At 34.6% G+C, this 18,728-nt stretch carries 18 protein-coding genes and 1 pseudogene; 10 read left to right on the top strand and 9 right to left on the bottom strand.

All coding sequences use genetic code 11. The annotated features are described in order from the left end of the window. Window positions 1-104: 104 nt before the first annotated feature. The 3 genes from MMY79_RS15900 to MMY79_RS15890 all read left to right on the top strand — a co-directional run bounded on the left by MMY79_RS15900 (window position 105) and on the right by MMY79_RS15890 (window position 2,518). Entirely contained in the window at window positions 105-596 is a 492-nt protein-coding gene (locus MMY79_RS15900; protein WP_127494445.1) for a flavin reductase, read from the top strand. 685 nt (window positions 597-1,281) lie between these two features. Beyond that, a complete protein-coding gene (locus MMY79_RS15895) occupies window positions 1,282-1,839 on the top strand; it encodes a TetR/AcrR family transcriptional regulator (protein ID WP_252610159.1) in 558 nt (185 codons plus the stop codon). Window positions 1,840-1,990: 151 nt separating this feature from the next. After that, the gene (locus MMY79_RS15890; protein ID WP_252610156.1) at window positions 1,991-2,518 is read left to right on the top strand and encodes a hypothetical protein; all 528 of its coding nucleotides are present in this window, start codon (window positions 1,991-1,993) and stop codon (window positions 2,516-2,518) included. Between the two features lie 11 nt (window positions 2,519-2,529). On the opposite strand, the gene MMY79_RS15885 is transcribed toward MMY79_RS15890, so the two are convergent. Genes MMY79_RS15885 through MMY79_RS15875 form a run of 3 tightly spaced genes read right to left on the bottom strand, consistent with a single transcriptional unit; the run spans window position 2,530 to window position 4,826 of the window. Next, window positions 2,530-3,309: a tetratricopeptide repeat protein gene (locus tag MMY79_RS15885; RefSeq protein ID WP_013198863.1), complete on the bottom strand. Its 780-nt coding sequence runs from the start codon at window positions 3,307-3,309 to the stop codon at window positions 2,530-2,532. Window positions 3,310-3,326: 17 nt separating this feature from the next. After that, on the bottom strand, window positions 3,327-4,106 hold the full coding sequence (locus tag MMY79_RS15880; protein ID WP_252610154.1) for a hypothetical protein: 780 nt from the start codon (window positions 4,104-4,106) through the stop codon (window positions 3,327-3,329). 33 nt (window positions 4,107-4,139) lie between these two features. Further along, window positions 4,140-4,826: a type IV secretion protein Rhs gene (locus MMY79_RS15875; protein WP_252610151.1), complete on the bottom strand. Its 687-nt coding sequence runs from the start codon at window positions 4,824-4,826 to the stop codon at window positions 4,140-4,142. Window positions 4,827-4,921: 95 nt separating this feature from the next. Between MMY79_RS15875 and MMY79_RS15870 the strand changes: the two genes are divergently transcribed. Beyond that, window positions 4,922-5,623 (top strand): hypothetical protein, encoded by a 702-nt coding sequence (locus tag MMY79_RS15870; protein ID WP_252610148.1) that lies wholly within the window; start codon window positions 4,922-4,924, stop codon window positions 5,621-5,623. Window positions 5,624-5,733: 110 nt separating this feature from the next. Here the strand turns inward: MMY79_RS15870 and MMY79_RS15865 are convergent, their stop codons facing one another. Then, window positions 5,734-6,066, bottom strand: coding sequence for a darcynin family protein (locus MMY79_RS15865; protein WP_252610146.1), 333 nt, complete (start codon window positions 6,064-6,066; stop codon window positions 5,734-5,736). 121 nt (window positions 6,067-6,187) lie between these two features. On the opposite strand from MMY79_RS15865, the gene MMY79_RS15860 reads away from it, so the two are divergent. From MMY79_RS15860 to MMY79_RS15850, 3 genes and pseudogenes are all read left to right on the top strand, one after another. Then, complete coding sequence (locus MMY79_RS15860; RefSeq protein ID WP_252610143.1) at window positions 6,188-6,787, top strand: TetR/AcrR family transcriptional regulator; 600 nt, start codon at window positions 6,188-6,190, stop codon at window positions 6,785-6,787. A gap of 858 nt (window positions 6,788-7,645) precedes the next feature. Next, a pseudogene (locus MMY79_RS15855) lies at window positions 7,646-7,855 on the top strand (TetR/AcrR family transcriptional regulator); the annotation flags it as partial. Between the two features lie 115 nt (window positions 7,856-7,970). Continuing rightward, entirely contained in the window at window positions 7,971-8,240 is a 270-nt protein-coding gene (locus MMY79_RS15850) for a hypothetical protein (RefSeq protein WP_252610140.1), read from the top strand. A 162-nt stretch (window positions 8,241-8,402) separates the two neighbouring features. Here the strand turns inward: MMY79_RS15850 and MMY79_RS15845 are convergent, their stop codons facing one another. Continuing rightward, window positions 8,403-10,592: a TonB-dependent receptor gene (locus MMY79_RS15845; RefSeq protein ID WP_252610138.1), complete on the bottom strand. Its 2,190-nt coding sequence runs from the start codon at window positions 10,590-10,592 to the stop codon at window positions 8,403-8,405. A 568-nt stretch (window positions 10,593-11,160) separates the two neighbouring features. Here MMY79_RS15845 and MMY79_RS15840 point away from each other — a divergent pair. Both MMY79_RS15840 and zapE read left to right on the top strand, forming a co-directional pair. Further along, entirely contained in the window at window positions 11,161-12,063 is a 903-nt protein-coding gene (locus MMY79_RS15840; protein ID WP_252610135.1) for an ArgP/LysG family DNA-binding transcriptional regulator, read from the top strand. Next, complete coding sequence (gene zapE / locus MMY79_RS15835; protein ID WP_252610132.1) at window positions 12,056-13,138, top strand: cell division protein ZapE; 1,083 nt, start codon at window positions 12,056-12,058, stop codon at window positions 13,136-13,138. Before MMY79_RS15840 ends, zapE begins: the two co-directional genes overlap by 8 nt. A gap of 39 nt (window positions 13,139-13,177) precedes the next feature. Here the strand turns inward: zapE and MMY79_RS15830 are convergent, their stop codons facing one another. Genes MMY79_RS15830 through MMY79_RS15815 form a run of 4 tightly spaced genes read right to left on the bottom strand, consistent with a single transcriptional unit; the run spans window position 13,178 to window position 17,577 of the window. Further along, window positions 13,178-13,705, bottom strand: a complete 528-nt coding sequence (locus tag MMY79_RS15830) for a cupin domain-containing protein (protein WP_252610130.1) — start codon at window positions 13,703-13,705, stop codon at window positions 13,178-13,180. Window positions 13,706-13,725: 20 nt separating this feature from the next. Further along, complete coding sequence (locus tag MMY79_RS15825) at window positions 13,726-15,438, bottom strand: FAD/NAD(P)-binding protein (RefSeq protein ID WP_252610129.1); 1,713 nt, start codon at window positions 15,436-15,438, stop codon at window positions 13,726-13,728. Window positions 15,439-15,487: 49 nt separating this feature from the next. Continuing rightward, entirely contained in the window at window positions 15,488-16,768 is a 1,281-nt protein-coding gene (locus tag MMY79_RS15820) for a pyridoxal phosphate-dependent aminotransferase (protein WP_252610128.1), read from the bottom strand. Window positions 16,769-16,794: 26 nt separating this feature from the next. After that, complete coding sequence (locus tag MMY79_RS15815) at window positions 16,795-17,577, bottom strand: iron-containing redox enzyme family protein (RefSeq protein ID WP_252610127.1); 783 nt, start codon at window positions 17,575-17,577, stop codon at window positions 16,795-16,797. 178 nt (window positions 17,578-17,755) lie between these two features. Here MMY79_RS15815 and MMY79_RS15810 point away from each other — a divergent pair, with 178 nt between their 5' ends. Then, window positions 17,756-18,514: a sulfite exporter TauE/SafE family protein gene (locus MMY79_RS15810; protein WP_252610126.1), complete on the top strand. Its 759-nt coding sequence runs from the start codon at window positions 17,756-17,758 to the stop codon at window positions 18,512-18,514. Window positions 18,515-18,728 lie beyond the last annotated feature (214 nt).

Genomic DNA, 18,728 nt, shown 5'->3' with positions numbered 1-18,728 from the left:
TGTAGTTCTAATCAGGACTCATGTTGATAAAGTACCTTCCTGATGGAGTTGGGCGGTATAGCAAACCCTCAGGACAAGGTACGATTCAATTTAGGAATAATGTCATGGTTCAAGCAACAGACTTTAGAAATGCAATGTCTTTACTCACAAGTGCGGTTAGTGTTGTGACTACGGCAGGCATGTCTGGCCGTTTTGGATTTACTGCCTCTGCTGTTTGTAGTGTGACTGACACACCTCCGACATTATTGGTGTGTATGAACCAATCTGCGAGTTCACATGCACATTTCCTAGATAACAAAATCTTAACTGTGAATGTTTTAGGCGCACACCACGAACATATTTCAAAAGCATTTTCATCTAAGCTCACGCCAGAAGAACGCTTTAAACATGGCGCATGGATTGAGTTAGAAACGGGTTCACCTGTGTTAGATGATGCTTTGGTAAGTTTCGATTGCGAGATTGAGCAAGTTCAACAAGTGGGCACACACACTATTCTTATTTGTCCGATTGTGGCGATTAAACAAAGCCAGCATGACCAAAGTTTGGTTTATTTTAATCGTGCTTATCACCAAGTGGGGCAGACGGAGATTGTCTAAACCGACTTTCCGCTGTGTATTCGCACATTAAAAAGTTAAAAGATAGAAATGAATAAGCATGGATCGCTTCATTTAATTTAAAAATACAATTAAATATAATATCTAAAATAATAATTAAGTTAATCTAATGAAAAATAATAATAAATTTAAATGCTTGTCATAAAAGCTACATTGACACCTATCAACTCTCGGATTATCCTTTGCCTGCTGGCCACATTGCCAGCCGGCTTTGACAGGCTGTTTTTTCGAGTACATTGAAAAGACTTGTTTTTTTTGATGTATACCCACTCGTCTCCCTTTTTGTAGCGGTAGGACGGAAGGGGGACGCCTTCGTGCGTGCTGGGTTCTCGAAAACCAGTCTGTCAACCCTCTTTCGTTCTGCCACCATAATTCCAAATGAATGCTTTGGCAGAACTCCCAAAATCAGGAGTTGGCTATGCACATCCATCATTTTTTGGCACTCATTGCCAAAAGTTATAACAACACAGCTTAAAAAATTACAGCAGCTTGAACGCCGTAGGGTTTTCAGGCTTTAAGTCATTTTTACTTAAAACTTAGCAACAACAAAACTTGAGATGTGCCAAGCATCGTCTTACGGCTTTGCTGTGCCTTTTTTTCTCCCAGAAAGGGCACAGGCTTTTTATCTCAGCCAGACATAACAACTTATTTTTATAATGGTAAAACTATGCCAACTTTAGAAACGGCTTCAAAAAAATTAAAAGTTATTCATAGCGCAGTAGATCTATTTAATCACTATGGATTTCACAACACGGGCGTAGACCTGATTGCCAAAGAAACTAAAATTCCTAAAGCCACGCTTTATAACTACTTCCACTCAAAAGAAAAGCTCGTTGAAACCTGCATAAGCTTTCAAAAAAGCCGACTGAAAGAAGAAGTACTGGCAATTGTCTATTCACACCGCTACCCAAAACCAAGTGATAAACTTAAAGAAATTGTGCGTTTACATGTTGATGTAAATAGCCTTTACCACCTGTTGTTTAAAGCCATATTTGAGATCAAACAGCTTTATCCAACGGCTTACCGCATAGCCGTTGAATATCGGAAATGGCTACTTCGAGAGCTTTTTGATTTGGTCTTTAGTCTGGAAACCAATGCATTTAACCCCGATGCCAACATGGTTTTAAACCTAATTGATGGCTTGATGTTACAGGTTTTGAGTTCAAATCGTGTGGATGAACGGGATGTGGTGTTGGAGAGGTTTTGGGGGAGGGGGTATAAATAATAAAATAGTATACGGTAACTATACTTAAGGTTATTCAATAAAAATTTTTTTTCATGCTAATATTTACCCGCTAAGAGTATATGAAACATATTTATATATTATTTTTAGTTGAGTTGAAATTCTTTTATTTTGATCGGGATATATATTAATAATGAAATTATTTATAAAAATTATTTTATCCTTACTAGCTGTTTTTCTTATTTTATTAGTTGTAACTTCATCTTTTAACCTACAATCAAAAGTTTTTAAATTATTTCATCCTGACTGGATTGAGATAAAAGATTATGAAATTTTAGATTATAACGTTTATTGTAAAAGAAAATATTGGCGACGAGGAATGGATAGAAGTGCTCGTGGAGATATAAGGTATCAATATACATATCAAAATAAAGTTTATAAATCAGAAGAAAAAGATTTTTTGGTTGTATATAGATTGTTTATTTCTGAGAATTGTGATGAGATGAAAGACCAAAATGTATCTATATTTAATGAGATAAAGAAAAAGAATGAAATAAAAGTTTTTATTTCACAAGATACAAAAAAATCGAAAATATTAATAACAAAAAAAGGTTTATCATTTAGAAACTCATGGATGATAAACCTTTTTTTAGAGATTCAGTTAATATTCTTGGTCTTAATTGGATTAATTGTATATTTGATGGTGACTTCTAAGAAGTAAATTACTTAGAACTATTGGAACTGTTCTAAAGCTTCTTTTGCTGGCTCATATCCATTGTCGGCAGATTTTTGGAACCAAAATTTTGCTTTTTCATAATCTGAGTAAACATTAGCATACATATAGGCGAGGTTATTTTGAGCCTCAGGTACGCCTTTTTCTGCTACCTTTGTATATAACTCTAGAGCTTTTTCATTATCTTGTTTAACTAGACTGCCATCAGAATAAATATTTGCTAAATTATATTGAGCTTCAGAAAGATTTTGATCCGCAGCTTTCTTATATAATTCTAGAGCTAAATTAATATCTTTATTTATTCCATTCCCTGAAAGATAAGCATTTGCTAAATTATATTGAGCTTTAGCATATCCTTGATCAGAAGATAATTTATAAAATTCTAAAGCTTTTGATCTATCTTTATTTACATAATAGCCATTATCGTACATCAAACCCAAATTATATTGAGCTTCCGGAAAGTTGTTTTTAGCAGCTTTCTCATACCAATAGTAAGCTTTTTCTTCATTTTTCGGGGTACCTATTCCTTTGGAATACATTCCTGCTAAATCATTTTGTGCAATAGGTAAGCCTTTTTCAGCTGCCATTTGGAAATAAGAAAAAGCTTTTTGATAATCTTTAGGAGCATCTTTACCTAAAAAATATTTACCGCCTTGTTCATATAATTGGCTTGCTTCACTTTGAGTCTTATTTTGTGGGGGAATAGGTTCTGAGCAGCCTGCACTACCTAATAAAAATATACTTATGAGGCTAGAAATCATTAAATACTTTAAATTCATAATATATCTCTTTTAAATTAATCTGCTCCAACTATATGCCATTCTACCATTGGATCTTTTTTTATAGCCTCTTGTCTCTCTCTCTCAGCCGCTTTTGTCTCAACTTGATCCAATATGTCTACTGCATCGAGAACGCCTTGAGCTGTCTGGATGGCAGTATTTGTTTTTCCAACCGTATTTCCTAACTCATCTCCTTTGTCTTTTAACCAGTATTTCACACCTATGGCTGCACCAGCACAGGTGAGACCAACAACTGTAGCTTTTCTAGGATCTAACCGTTTTATTGCTACTTTTGCACATTTTCCAGCAGCAGCAAGTCCAGCAACTTCACCCGTTTTTTCTCCAGCTTTAGATAGCACTAATGTAGAAGATTTTGTTGCAAGGGCTTCAGGGTTTCTATCGACAATAGCTAATGCTAACTCTACTCCATCTCCAAAATTACCTGCTTTTGACCCTAATTTATCAATCTTGGTTCCGAATTTTTTAGTATCGAATACTTTTGTATGCTGATTACCTTTAAAAATTCGTCCTGTCTGAGGGTTTTCTTTATAAAATCGGAATTCCCTAGCTTTTTCTAACCTTTCTTTACTAAACAAAGGCGTATTTTTTGAGTGGATAAGACCCCATCTAAAATTGTAATTATCTACAACAGAAGTTCCATCTTTTAAATAACCTAATATATCTGAAGATTCTGAGGCTACATTAGCAGCTGTTTCGAGATGTTCTCTAGTAAACACTGAAACAGGCCTACCATTTTGGTTTACTTTCTGTTGTAAATCTTTCTGTTCATTTGCCATCTTTATCACTCACAATACTTTTTGAATATTCAATTATTTATGATAGTTACTTCTTAAATAATCGCCTTTCTCATCTGTTTCTTGTAATAAATCGATTTCTTTTAAGATCTTAGGACTTACTAAAATTATTTCTCTTACTAAGTTATTTTCTATTCTTAGTATTGGCTTAAATTCATTAGTAATTAAACTTTTAACGGATAGGATTGGAAAGTCATCTTTAGGACATACAAATACGGCTTCACCATCATTATTTGTTCTACATTCCATAAGAGTTTTATTATTATCATTGCTTAAGTTAAATTCTAAATTTGGTATAGGATCTCCTATAAAATCTAGGAATTTAATATAAGTATTATCCTCAATAGTTCCACCAAAACGGCTAATATAATAGTGCCATTCATCGCCACCAATCAGAACTTTAACTTTTTCCTGTTCCTGAGATCTGATGCGTCCAGTCCTACCATACTGGTCAAGGAAGCCAGTTTTTACTTGTCCATTTGAATGTAAAACAGAATATTTAATATGAGATGTTTCCTTAAATAGATTATAAACATCTAATTTATTACTAAAAGGAGATTGAACATTAGGGATTTCTGGCAAAGAAAAATTAGCCTTTTCACCACTTTTAAAAAGGTGTTGTCCAGCTTTCGGCTCAAATTTTCCTGGTGTAATCAGGGTAATACCATCTTTATTAATAATGATTTGAGAACCACCAGCCATTAATAACCTCAATTTTTATAAAAAATATTCAGAACTTTGCATAGATATAGCCTAAAATAAATGTATATCAAATGTCTCGTTATTTTACGTAAAATATGACTTTCATCTTAGCTATTCAATTAAACGATAGCATTATTGTTGCAGTTGACAATAAAAGAGTAACTGTAAATGAAACCTTAGATGTGGAGCTTTCTACTACACATTACTCGAAGTTATACGCTTGGGAGCAAGGTATTATTACTGGTACTGGCGAATCAAGAGTGGTTCAGCAATCAGTTGATATATTTAAAAATATAGCAAAATCTAAATTAATAACTTTACCTGAATGTCTAGATATTTCTAAGAGAATACGTACCTTAGAATTAGGTCAAGACCTTGATCAAGTTCATAATGGAAAACTACTTTGCACTAGTTATAGTCAATCTGGTGCACAATTATATAAAATTGAAAGATTTGATAAAACATCCCAGCATACGCTGAAAAAAGTTTCTCCTATGGAGATTATTATTTGGTTGTTTCATCCAAATGTAGAATTGATTGCGGATAACTTGGATAGCCTATATTTTGACCTTAAAGATTATTCTTATTTTTCAAATCAAGTTGATTGGATCAATTATTATATCAATAGGCTTACACCAATTTACCAAAAACAAAGTGAAGTCGATCCATTTATGAGTCAAAGCTTTGATATTTTTTTCCAAACAAAAGATGAGCATTTCTTTGGGCATATACCTAATACACAAAATATTCCTTTAAGTTTCAAACAAGTTTTTAAAAAGAATAGCTACATTAAATAGATATAAAAAACTCGAAATAAAGCTAGATTTTACGATGGCTATTACCTTAGGCATAGCCATAAAATTACTGGCTTGTGCATCACTGGTTTGATAAAAAGTTATACGCGTTTTTACGAGAAACATTCTTCATACTCCACATACCCATCTTCAATTGCAGGAATAATCTCTACAAACTCAAAGTAGGGCACTGTACAAAACTCAGAGTCTCGAATGGCATCAATCACAAAATAATAATCTTGTAGAGATGTGGTCTCAAACACAGCAATATCACTGGCTTTAGTGCTAAACGCTTCAACGTCATACCACCGAACTTTTACAGTTGGGTACTTCGCAAAAATAGGTTCAAGCTTCTGTGTACTAAACTCAGCCCGCTTTTCACGAGCTAAAGCCAACCAAGCAGGCAAAGCTCTTAAATGAATAAAAAAAGTATAGGTTCTAGACATAACCACTCCATGACTGGGCCGAGTTATAGTTCAATTGAAAAGACAGCATTTGCTTGTCATATCAACATGACTCAGTCAGTATATGAGTGATTACTCACATTACATACTCGTATTTCGGCTCATGTCAGAAACACTTCCAGACCCACGCAAACGCCCGCGTCAAGCACGCTCAGTGGCTACTTTTGAAGCAATTTTAGAGGCGGCTGCTCGCATTCTGGAGTCTTTAGGCTTTGCTGGATTTAACACAAATGCCGTGGCTGAACTTGCTGGCGTAAGCATTGGTAGCCTATATCAATACTTTCCTTCTAAAGATGCCTTAATCGTCGAGTTAATTCGACGTGAGCGCGCCAAGCTTTCAAATCGTATCGTTGAAGCCATACAGCAACATGACGCCGCAGACTTAAAAGAAAAACTAAAACTCACCATACACGCTGCTGTGCAACATCAATTAAGCCGTCCGCAGTTGGCACGAACCTTAGAGTTTGCTTCTGAAATCATTGGTAAAGACACTGAGGAAAATGAGCATCAACACGAACTTGAAACCATAATTTCCGATCTGTTTATACGTTCGGGTATTTCACATGCACAGTTAGCCGCACAAGATGTGATTGCTTTAAGTAAAGGAATGATTAACGCGGCAGGCATAGCTGGGGAAAGTGATTTAAATCATTTACAGCAGCGAGTTGAAAAAGCTGTATTTGGTTATTTGGATTTGAGCTAGCGGACATAAGCCAATGTTACAGCGGCACAACCCATGTCATTATGAAGAAAGAGCATATAGATTTGATAAATTCATTGGAAGATGCTTTTAGATACTCGAATTACTTAAGTGTATGTATGCAGGATAGGGCAGTGAGTCATTGTAAGAAGGATTTAGATTAGAGTGGATATTTATCTCCTTTACAATTAATAGAGATTACATGAAATTGTGGAGAGTTGATCAATAAGTAATCTTGAAAGGTGACAAATCATTAAAAAAGCCCAAGTACTATGAGTCGGGCTTTTTTAAGCATTAAGACTATAATTTATATCAGATAAAATTAAATTTCGTATAAAGCGTATTATGTTGATTTTAGGAAAACTTAACTCCCATTCAATCTGAAGTGTGTTTCAAAAATATATTTAATTTTTAAAAGTATGTGTAAATTAAGCAGAAATTAGGTCTTGCTTCAATTCATTTAGTAGACTGGTGAACTCTTCTAATGGAAATTTGAATATTACCTGATCTGGTAATATTCTCCACTCATGAAAAAACTGAATTTCGATATTGTCATTCCCCTTATCTTTATTCAATTGACAAAGTATTTGGTTTTTATATGAGATTTCTATTGTAATCTTTTCATATCTAGTATCACTGAGATAATCAACACTAAAGTCGTTATATGTGGTCATTTATTAAGCTTTTTTATTAGGGTATCAATAGATTATCCTATGATTTAAAGATATCAAAGCATCTATCCATTTAACATAATGGGTGTTGTCTGAAACCATATTTAAAAAGATTTTTAAATCAAAGTTTTAAGAATTTTTATCTACCGTAAAAAAGCAAAATTCCAATTTTGACACAAGTCAGATTTTTGAGGAAAGTGAGTTTCAACATGAACTTGAAACCATAATTTCTGACCTGCTTACGCGTTCTGACATTTCACATGCACAGATAGCCGCACAAGATGTGATTGCTTTAAGCAAAGGAATGATTAACGCAGCAGGTATAACAGGGGAAAGTGATTTAAACCATTTACAGCAGCGAGTTGAAAAGGCTGTATTTAGTTATTTGGATTTGAGCTAGCGGACATAAGCCAATGTTACAGAAGAATTTTAAAGATCCTTCATCTCTGTGGGTAATATTTTTTAACTATGCTATATTTTTGATGCACTTAGAATAATTTAGTGGAGAAATAGTTATGTTTAAAAGAAATTTTTATCGTATTTTTTCCTATTTATTTGTTTCTCTATTAACTTCAACTTATTTTAACTTAGTGGATGAGTTCTTTTCTGAGCTTTTAAAGGTACTTCAGATCGAAAATAAGTCTGTTGTATATTTAATTGTTGCCTTGGGTATTTTTTTAACAAACCCCTATTTTCAAGAACTGTTTAGAAAAAGAATTCGAGAGGCATGCTTAATAAATTTTATGACATATCGATTGAATTTTGAAATTTCTAGATTTAAGTGATTTCTCTTTAAAATATTTTATAAAAAATAAAAAAGCCCAAGTACTATGAGTCGGGCTTTTTTTAAAATAAGACTTTGATTTATATCAGATAAAATTAAATTTCATATAAGGCGCATTATGTTGATTTTAGAAAATTTAGAATAGTTCCTCTTGGTCCTAAATTTAATAATTTATAGTATAACTTAGCACAAAAGTACGACCTTCGGCTGGGATTGCTAACAATGAGTTAGCATTGGTTACTGCTGCTTGTTGAGCGAATACAGTTTTATATTGATTTCCCCATAGATTATAGACACCAAAGTCCACACGACCTTTCGCCACAGGGAAATGTGCTAATACATCCATGGTTGTATAACCTTTAATCTCTGCTGCGCTATTACTATCACTCAGTCCAGCTGATTTTAACTCTAGATCGTCTTTATAAGCTTTATCAGTTCCTTTGATTGCAAGCATTTGAGCACGTACACCATAGCCTTCCGTATTATTCCATTCAGCAAACAACGTACCTTTCATTGGTGAAACTGCAAAAGCATTTAACTCATGCCAATTATTGGCCTCATCCTTGTACTGGCCTCTTGTATAACCTAAAGTCCCACCTACCTTATAATTTTCCATGAATGGGTAACTTACTGTTGCTTCAGCCCCATAAACTCGCTGGTCGGTATCAACAACATTTACAGAACGATCCGAGTTAAATTGAACGACTTTATCAGAAGTATTATAAAAACCTGTTAGGCCTAAATTTAAACCTTTATCTTGGTTCAAGCGCCAGCCTAGTTCATAGCTATTCACAGTGATTGGAGCAATACCAGACGTAGTTAAGGTATATGCTGCAACATCACGTAATACACGTTGCACATCTGGATAACTGTAGCCTTGTGAAAAGTTAGCATAGACTTGCTGAGCATCAGTGAGTTTATAGACGGCACCTAGGTTAAACAGGAATTTATCTGAATCTGTAGAGTCTGCAGCCATTAATGTATACGGCTTACGTGCAGTTAAATAGCTGTCTGTGTCCGCTTGAACATATTGGTAACGCACTCCAGCTTGAATATTAAGCTGATCTGTTACTGCATAGTCCCCTTGTATAAAGGTACCAATATTCTGAATTTCAGTATCTGGTCCTGAGCCTTGTTTTTCTCCAGTTGGGGTATAAGCTAAACCATTATTGCTTGGCATGTAGTAGTCAGCCCACTGATGATCTTTTTCCCAGTCATAGTCTAAGCCATAAGTTAGTTTTAAATCACGGTCAGCAACCACAAGATCAGACTGTAAAGTTGAACGAATACCTGCATAATCCACATTTGATTGACTTTGCTTTACACTAACACCGTCAGCTGAATAACCATAAGGTACAAAGCGTGACTTCTCCTTTCGATAGTAAGCTTCTACATTCAGAACTTGACCTAAGAAATCCTGATTTTGGTACTGTGTATTAAAAGCATAACGTTCAGTAAACGGCTGATTATCTAAGCTCCAACCTTTGACAGCTTTGTAAGATGGATCTGTTTTTGTGAGTAAATAAGAATAATCAGGCCCATATTCTGTATCTTGTTCATCTTTATAGTACTGAGCACCAAAACTAAGAGTCTGATTATCTGTTAAATTAAAGTTTACACGACCATTTACATCAATGGTGTCGGTATCCATAGTGCTACCCTGCCAAGGGCTTAATGAAATACGATCCCCATTACCATCAAATTGAGAGCCTCGATTGGTATAGTCGATGCCAAGAAAACCATCGACTTTATCATTTGCAAATGAAGCCGTTTGGCCAACTTGATAAGCTAGGCTGTCACCGCGGAAATTATCGGCCGATGTCACACCTAATTTTGTTTGAAAGCTAACAGGCTTAGACTTGTCAGCACGTTTGGTAATAATATTAATAATTCCGCCAGTCGCACCTGAACCATAGATACTGGTCGCACCTGAAACTACCTCAATATGATCAATCATATTTGGGCTAATACTATTCAACTGACGTGCTACATCACGTGAACCCGTTTGTGATACGCCATCAATCATCACCAGTACATTACGTCCACGCATAGTTTGACCATAATTACTACTTGTTCCACTGCTTGGTGCTAAAGATGGAACTAGTTGTGCCAAAACATCTGCAACTTTACGACTTGGACCAGCCTGTTGCGCAATTTCATCAGCAGAAATGGTTTGAACTGTTCCTGCAATTTCAGCAATGCTTTTGGGTGTACGTGTCGCTGTTATCACAATTGTCGGAAGTTTAGCTTCAGCATTTTGTGATTCGGTAGTTGTTTTAATTGAACCATCGGCATAGAGATGGGTACAAATTGCTGTTGTAAGTAAGCAAAGACTGAAGGGTAACAAGCGCATTTTTATTCCCAATTAGTAAGTGTTAATATTAATGCAAATAGTAGTCATTATCATTATGGATGTAAAATCTTTATTGGTTATTTAATATAATGGGTGTTATCTGAACCATATTTAAAAAGATTTTAAAAATCAAAATATTAAGAGCTTTTATTTACTAAAAAATTCCGTTTTTGACACAAGTTAGATTTTTTATGAGCAGATTTGATAGTTCTCGGACAAGCCGTTTTAGTTGGCTCAGTTTTGTACTCTGGAAAAGATTGATTATATTTAAGAAATCATGAGATTTTGAGTAATAAAAAATCCGACATAGAGTCAGATTTTTTATAGCTTTAAGTTACTTTAAAATTAATGTACTGCCAGTTTGGTAGTCTGTTACCGCATTTTAACTAATGTTGAATTTAATGAGGGTTTAATTAGTTTTACTAATTAATTACATGTGTGGTGCTCATTTAATTAAAATAAATAATGATTATTTAGCATAAGTAATACAATTGTAGTATTTCGTATTGCCATGCCCATTACTATGATTAAGAAATATAACTTTAATTAATATAGATAAAATTTAAAAATGCTAGACAAAATTAAATGCGATGCCTTTTCTGCTGTTGTTGAAACAGGAAGTTTCGAAAAAGCTGGTAAAAAATTATGTGTATCTCAGTCAGCAATTTCTCAAAGAGTTCGATTATTAGAGGAAAGATTAGGGAATGTATTATTAGTTAGAGAAAGACCATGTAAACCAACACCATTTGGTGCGGAGTTATTTGCTTATCTTCAGCGAGCATCTTTATTAGAGAATGTTTTTTTAAAGACAGTCATCAATAATAATAAATTTAAACCATTACCCATTGCTGCGAGTATCGGTACATTTGAGTCATTGCTTTTCCCTATATTAGCCAAGTACTGTCTTTCTGAGGCTATTACAATAGACATAAAGATTGATACGCTTTGCAATACCATCGAACTTTTAAAAAAAGGAGAAGTGCAGGCCTGCATTTCTTCAGAGTCTGAGATAATCAGAGGTTGTACAAGTGTATATTTAGGTAATATGGTTTATTGTCTTGTTGCCTCAGAGACTTTCATTGATAAATGGTTTAAAAAAGGAATTAATAGAGAGAGTCTGCGTTTAGCTCCTTTGGTTTTATTTAATGAGAATGAAAGAATATATTTCGATTTTTTAGAATCTAACTTCGGACTAAAAAAATCAATGATTCCTTTTCATATTATTCCTTCGACTGACTCTTATATCTCTGGACTTGCTTGTGATATGGGCTATGGAATAATACCTATATGCAAAATGAATCAGGATTTATTGAATCAGGGGATAAAGGAAATTTCAAAAGAATATAGAATTAAGATTCCATTATACTGGCATCAGCTCTCTTATCTTTCTCCAGCAGTTTTAATAATGAATGATATTATTATTAACCACTCAACAACAATCTTGGCTACCGTAGGGAATGAAGATGCTTAAGCATGAGGGTCAAAGTCCAATCGAGATATACAACTCCATGATTGATACTGGCGTTGTTCTTGCAGATCCGTCTCAGCGACAAGCTATTGAAACATTGGATGAGATTTGGAATAAACTTGAAACCCAGTCTAATCATTTCTTTAGTCCCCAGATTAAAGGTCTCTATATGTGGGGGAGTGTAGGAACAGGCAAGACATGGATTATGGACTTGTTCTATAACTCTCTTAATTTTAAAAAGAAAATGAGAGTGCATTTTCATCATTTCCTAAAAGATATTCACAAACAACTTATGGGCTATCGTGGAAATAAAGATCCTTTAAAACTGATCGCTAATGACATAGCAAGCAACTATAAACTGATTTGCTTCGATGAGTTTTTTGTTTCAAATGTTGCCGATGCAATGATACTTTCAAATCTATTTAATATGCTTTTTTCAAAGAAAGTGATATTGGTTGCTACCTCGAATATTGATCCGAAGGATCTTTATAAAGATGGCTTAAATCGCGATAGATTTTTAGAGACCATAGATCATATCAATCAGAATTGCACAGTCTTGAAGATCGGTAATCAACTAGATTATAGAACCATCAAAGAAAGTAATGCCAATGACGATTTCTATAGATTTCCATTAAATGAAGAATCAGAACAATGGCTTCATTCGGTTTACCAGCAACTTACAAATAACCAGAAAGAACTCAAGACGAGCATCTTAATCAACCATAGATCAATAGATGTTAAATCTTGTGATAAGAACGTGATTTGGTTCGACTTTGAAGCCCTTTGCAGAGAAGCCAGAAGCCCAGCTGATTACATTGAGATCGCTACGCAATATGACTATGTTCTAATCAGCGGAATTGGTGATTTAACAGATAGAATTTATGATAGCGTGAGACGTTTTATTTATTTGATTGATGAACTTTATGATCAAAAAATCAAACTATACTTTGTTGCTTCACAACCATTAAATCAATTATATAAAGGTGAGAGGCTTAAATTTGAATTTCAAAGAACTTACTCACGATTACAGGAAATGCAAAGCATAAGTTATAACAAGGAACTTCAGGAGCCTGCTTGAATATATGATTATGCTTTGCATGGCTAACACGCAGTGGGATTAAGCAAAAAAGTACGATTTATCTGGAAATTTTGACTTATACCCATTCTGCAAGAAAACTTCTAATGCTTGAATAATGTCTGCTTGTTCCTCGGTACTAATTTCCTTTTTTCTATTCTTTTGAAAGTCTTCAATAATATATTGAATGTCAGCGTTATAGTCCTTAATAAAAATATCTGAACTCAGTCGAATTTTAGGTTCAATATTGGCAAGTAGTGGTTCTATCTCTTCAATATTTTTAAAAAACTCAATACTAAATTCTCCAATTTGAAGAATGATATAACGGCTTTCAACCTCAATATCTTTATTTGCAAATCTGTGTCTAACATTTGGGGGAATTTGAAAAAAGTCACCCTGATTAACAATATATTTCTGCTGCAAATCTGGTAACTCAACCTGAATAGCACCTTTTGAGCAGTACACAAGATCGGGGATATTAGTATGTCTATGAAACGGAAACAGGCTATCTTTTAAGTTGCACAGCACTATCCTAATATCACGGTCATAACAAAACTGATGCATTTCCATTGATCATTTTCCTAGTCCGATTAACTAATTTTATAAAGTTGTTCTGGCGTAAATATTGGTTCACTGAGATGTTTTTGAAGCAATTCAACCCAATCAGTCGAGACAGAATCAGCAGCATCAACAATCGCTTTGGAAAAGTTACGTTCATTCTGCCAGTATCGGGTAAGCACACCAAAAGAGTAAAAATACTCCGAGGGCTTTATGGATCCTCTACGGTTTTCCATGAGTTTGTAGGTCTCGAAACCATCCAGCATTAAACCCCCAGTGTTATATTCATCCTCCACATTTGGGACAATATTCTTTTTCTCTAACAACGATTTAACCAATGTTGAGGGATGCTTATAGATATCAAAGTCTTGACTGATCGTATTCACCACAAGATCAAAATCAAATGAATACCCTAGACAATCAGTGAGTTGTACACGGCCATCCATTATCTTTAGAGGTTTGCTGTTATAGCCAAGTTTAATTGATTGGAGTAGACCAGCTTCAAATAAGCATTTCAGCTTTTGTGCATTTTCCAGTGGAATGGGTACGGCAAGACGAATGAATAAATGATCAAATTCTTGGTCGTAGCGTTTTTTATCATGACCGCTTAAATAACGATAAAACTTCATTCTTCGTACTTTGAGAATGATCATATTAATTAAGTCATTAAGCTCTTGGTGCTCCAGATCATATTTCAACTTTTCATAGGCATTTGCAAATTTCAAGTTGCATAGATCATTGAATGAAACTTCACCATTAGTTGCATTTTTAAGCTCAAGGTCAAGCAGATGAAGAATATCATCCAGTGATAAAACCTTATTTAAGTGCTGCTGCAACTCAGGAAAAGATTCATGAGTGAAATACTTAAAATCATAGTCTGGTTTATTGCCTCGTACTGCTGGAAAGTACCCTGAACGACTGACAACATAGGCTTTGAAGTATTCATCTGTCTGTGCCTTCTGATAGCTTGAAAAGGCTCCATTTTCAGTTAGAAACGATCCTTCACTAAATAAAGTAATGACCGTATCAACTCCACTAGGCCCCATACCACGCACAAGAACATTTGGCTTATGATCTTGTTTTATAATTTGATTAAGTCTCATTAAGACTTTTTGGAAAGGGTATGGTTTCACGAATAAACTGTGCTCGGAGTCTAAACGACTTGCAGTCCAGTGTCCGATAGTGAGTAACAGCTTAGAAAACCCTTTTAATTCAATTGTTCGATTTAAGTTTTGATTCTTAATAACGAGATTGTAACCACCTTTAGTTTCGTAGCCATCGATAGCTTCATACCCATTGTAAACTTCAATTTTAATGAGATTGGATTTAGCTAATTCTAAGTATTTTTTGAATCTATCATTGAGATAGACACCAAACAAAGCTCTAGGGTAAAAAGCGTTAGGATCGGGGAAGACTTGCGGTTCACCAGTCAAAGATTTCTTATAAATTAGATGTGGATAATGAGTAATCAGGCGATCTTTATTTTCTTCCATCCAATCCACAAAGTCGTTATCCCAAAGCGACATTGAATGGGCAGGGTTATTACACAGATGACCAGCTAACAATTCGTCTTTATCGTATGGATTCCCATGTCCAATTGATTCACGCATTTCAACAAGAGTGATAGAACATGACTTATGATCAATATCTTGATTCAGTATTTTTTTTACAAAGCTAATGAAGGTACATGTACCTGAGAATCCCATTCCAATGATACAGAACTTTTTCAAAGTAATATCGTCCATAAAAATGTAAATTCAGGAAGTTAAAACTTAACTTCCTGAATAATATGAGTTAGTTTAATTTCTGAAGGGCTTCTTTAATACGTGCTGCTGCAGCCTTTAGAGTCACTGGGTCACGTCCACAATTCATGCGAATGTAATGTCGGAGGCTATCGATGTTTTCACCAAAATGCATGCCTCCAATAGAAGCAACTTTTGCTGTTTCCAAAAGATATTGATCGGCTGAATCAAATCCTAGCTTTTGGATTTTGTCGCCATACTTTGATAAGTCCAAGAATAAGAAAAATCCACCTTCAGGCTCAGTCACTTCTAAATCTTTGCAGCTTTTTAAATCCTCAATGAATGTCTGCATGTTCTGTCTTGCCACTACCGCACGTTTCTTTGCAACGTCATCCATATATTCTTGCATTGCTTCATGTGTAGCAATTTGGGCATAGGTCGAAGCAAACGAATTTAAGTTAACCTGTACCTTTTCCATAACTTTAATCAGTTTGTCCGAAGCACAAATATATCCAGATCGGTCGCCATGCATTCCATAGGTTTTACCGGGACCAGTAATATAAATTGTGTAGTCCCACATAGAGTGTGTCTGGGCCTTAAACTGCTGCGTAATATTTGAAATGTTTGCAGGCTTAGTGTTCAAAATATGTGATTCATATGGGCAATCAAAAAGCACATAAATTGGGCTTAGACCTTTTGATAAACGTTCGGCATTGGCACTCAAAATCACCTTCGAAATCGACTCTAAGTCATCACGAGTATAAATTTTGCCAGAAGGGTTTAGACAGTCACCAAGAATGATAATTTTGGTTTTATCTGTAATAATCTTTTCTAATTCAACTACATCAATTGCTTGATTATAAAAGTCTTTGACATAGATTGGCTTAGCTTTACCTAAGTGCAATTCAATCATGTCTGCGTAATGGGGCCAGTTTGGTACCGGGTAAATCACTTCATCGTCTGGATTTAGAAGTGTGTGGAATACAACGGTGATAGCGCCTTTAATACCGCCGGGAGTCACCATGATTTCAGTATCTGGATTGAAACTGATGTCACGTAAACGCTTCACACGCTCAGCAATAGACTTTCGTAAGAAAGGGAAGCCTTTAACTGGAGCAAACTCATGGATAATTGCAGCATTATTCGAGATATAACTCTTAACTGCATCATCAATGCCGCTATTGGTCTTTTCATCCAATGTGCCAATACTTAAATCAATGACCTGATCATCTACACTAGACTTTTTATTTAGTTCTAAAATTTTTGCCTTGGTTCCATGTGTAATTGATTCACGTAAATTCAAGGCTGCTTGTGAAATACCTAAGTTTTGCATGATTAGATCTCAAAATCCGTTTTTAATTAAAGTGATACAGCTTGATCAAACATTGCATTCCACATCTTAAGCTGGGCTTTCAATGTTTCATTCGCACCGAACTTAATCTCATCAAGGTCTTCTTGATCATTACAGTTGTTATGGACACATTGTTTAGCATCTTGAGCGTGACGATCTTCGACGCCATTTTCGATATGGGCATTAAAGTAGACTTCAACTTTCTTAACGAATTCATTTGGATCAAGGTTTTTGTTATTAAATCGGAATGCTTCACGGAATACTGTAAGCATCTTATCAGCATGGTTTTCTAGGGCCATTACTGCTCCCAGCATGCGAGGATAACTGCCTGTAATCAAACCTTGGATAGTATCTCGATACTGCAATGTCTCTGCGATGATTCGATCACTATCCTTAGCTTTTTGAACCTTCATCTCTGGAAGATTGTATTCTGCGGCGCCAAATATATTGAGCGCATTCTCCATAAAGATTTCATGACACTTTGCCTTTTCCCCCATACCTGTTTCTTCACTTAAGATGTGGGTGAATAGGACTAGCGTGTCCATATCATTTTCAAAAGCAGATCGAGAACATACATGAGCAATTCCTTTTACGGTCAGCTCGGTACGATAGAAAAAGTTGTCACGAAATAAGATATATGATTCTTGCGTCCAAGACGTAGAAGTCAAATGCTTGAAATAATTGTTTTGGAAAATTTCATGATCATCCATTTTAGTAATGAATTCATCTAACTCAGCACTAATAGTTCCTTTACAATCAACATTTCCATTGATGATTACTTTAGAATTCATTCTTGAATTTCCTTTTATAATGAAATTTATTTTTACAGCAAAATTTTTATAACAAAGAAATAATCAAAAAAAATGAGTATTAATTATTTTAATGTTTGATAAAATTATCTAATATTTATGTGGTAATTCATGTTTTAGTGTAGTTTGGCTTGGTTAAAAAACGAAAATGGAATTTTAAATGTATCTTTTGGAATATTTTTCAGCGCTGCAACTTTCAATAATGTTAATAACAATAGTTTTTTCTTATATTATTTTTGGAATGGTTGGTTTTGGAACTGCGTTAATTGCGAGTCCTGTATTACTTAACTTTCTCCCTCTTTCACAAATTATTCCCCTTTTAGCCCTACTAGATATGTTTGCTGCCATTTCGAACGTCATTAAAGACGGTAAGAAGGCAGACTTTTCTGAATTAAAATTTCTAATACCACTTATGTTTGTTGGTAGTTTTCTTGGCTTTATACTGCTGATGAGAGTTAATGCAAGTTACGCACTTCTAGCATTTGGTATATTTACTCTTTTATATGCTATTTACTCATTAAGTGGCTTTAAACCACAGAAAAAACTAGAGAAAAAATTTGTTTTCCCTTTTGGGTTATCTGGTGGTTTCTTAGGAGCTATGTTTGGTAGTGGTGGGTTTTTATATGCGATTTACCTCAATGGGCGAATTGAAACCCCAGAAAAAATTCGTGTCACTCAAACCACATTAATTGGGTGCAGTACGGTTTTTCGAGTCATTCTATTTACTACAGCGGGTGTGTACTTTTCCGATAATTTATTGTCACTTGCGCTTCTGTTTATCCCATCAATGTTGATAGGTGCATTCATTGGCAAGCGGATTACACTCAAATTGTCTAAACAACAATTCTTGAAAATTATTAATGTCATTGTACTGCTATCAGGAATCTCTATTATTGTTAAATATGCTTTAACAATATAGATTCATTATTATTGGTGTCTAAACTAATTGATTTAGATATTAATGATTTTAATCTTAAATTTATTCTACTTGTTTTAATGATGAAGGGTAAGGTGCGTATATTGTTTTGTAGGAAATATTAATTAATACCTTGGTGCCTGTGGTGAGTTTAAACCAATTAATAAACACCTAGTTATAGCTTTTGATTTTGATGGTGTGATAGTGGATTTAAAAA

The sequence above is a fragment of the Acinetobacter sp. XS-4 genome (genome assembly GCF_023920705.1).
Classification (GTDB): domain Bacteria; phylum Pseudomonadota; class Gammaproteobacteria; order Pseudomonadales; family Moraxellaceae; genus Acinetobacter.
The sequence above is the reverse complement of the archived record's forward strand: the minus strand, read 5'-3'. Positions and strand labels throughout refer to the sequence as shown.

Coding starts and splice junctions, on each gene's coding strand:
- MMY79_RS15900 (WP_127494445.1), top strand. CDS start 105: ATGGTTCAAGCAACAGACTTTAGAAATGCAATGTCTTTACTCACAAGT.
- MMY79_RS15895 (WP_252610159.1), top strand. CDS start 1,282: ATGCCAACTTTAGAAACGGCTTCAAAAAAATTAAAAGTTATTCATAGC.
- MMY79_RS15890 (WP_252610156.1), top strand. CDS start 1,991: ATGAAATTATTTATAAAAATTATTTTATCCTTACTAGCTGTTTTTCTT.
- MMY79_RS15885 (WP_013198863.1), bottom strand. CDS start 3,309: ATGAATTTAAAGTATTTAATGATTTCTAGCCTCATAAGTATATTTTTA.
- MMY79_RS15880 (WP_252610154.1), bottom strand. CDS start 4,106: ATGGCAAATGAACAGAAAGATTTACAACAGAAAGTAAACCAAAATGGT.
- MMY79_RS15875 (WP_252610151.1), bottom strand. CDS start 4,826: ATGGCTGGTGGTTCTCAAATCATTATTAATAAAGATGGTATTACCCTG.
- MMY79_RS15870 (WP_252610148.1), top strand. CDS start 4,922: ATGACTTTCATCTTAGCTATTCAATTAAACGATAGCATTATTGTTGCA.
- MMY79_RS15865 (WP_252610146.1), bottom strand. CDS start 6,066: ATGTCTAGAACCTATACTTTTTTTATTCATTTAAGAGCTTTGCCTGCT.
- MMY79_RS15860 (WP_252610143.1), top strand. CDS start 6,188: ATGTCAGAAACACTTCCAGACCCACGCAAACGCCCGCGTCAAGCACGC.
- MMY79_RS15850 (WP_252610140.1), top strand. CDS start 7,971: ATGTTTAAAAGAAATTTTTATCGTATTTTTTCCTATTTATTTGTTTCT.
- MMY79_RS15845 (WP_252610138.1), bottom strand. CDS start 10,592: ATGCGCTTGTTACCCTTCAGTCTTTGCTTACTTACAACAGCAATTTGT.
- MMY79_RS15840 (WP_252610135.1), top strand. CDS start 11,161: ATGCTAGACAAAATTAAATGCGATGCCTTTTCTGCTGTTGTTGAAACA.
- zapE (WP_252610132.1), top strand. CDS start 12,056: ATGCTTAAGCATGAGGGTCAAAGTCCAATCGAGATATACAACTCCATG.
- MMY79_RS15830 (WP_252610130.1), bottom strand. CDS start 13,705: ATGGAAATGCATCAGTTTTGTTATGACCGTGATATTAGGATAGTGCTG.
- MMY79_RS15825 (WP_252610129.1), bottom strand. CDS start 15,438: ATGGACGATATTACTTTGAAAAAGTTCTGTATCATTGGAATGGGATTC.
- MMY79_RS15820 (WP_252610128.1), bottom strand. CDS start 16,768: ATGCAAAACTTAGGTATTTCACAAGCAGCCTTGAATTTACGTGAATCA.
- MMY79_RS15815 (WP_252610127.1), bottom strand. CDS start 17,577: ATGAATTCTAAAGTAATCATCAATGGAAATGTTGATTGTAAAGGAACT.
- MMY79_RS15810 (WP_252610126.1), top strand. CDS start 17,756: ATGTATCTTTTGGAATATTTTTCAGCGCTGCAACTTTCAATAATGTTA.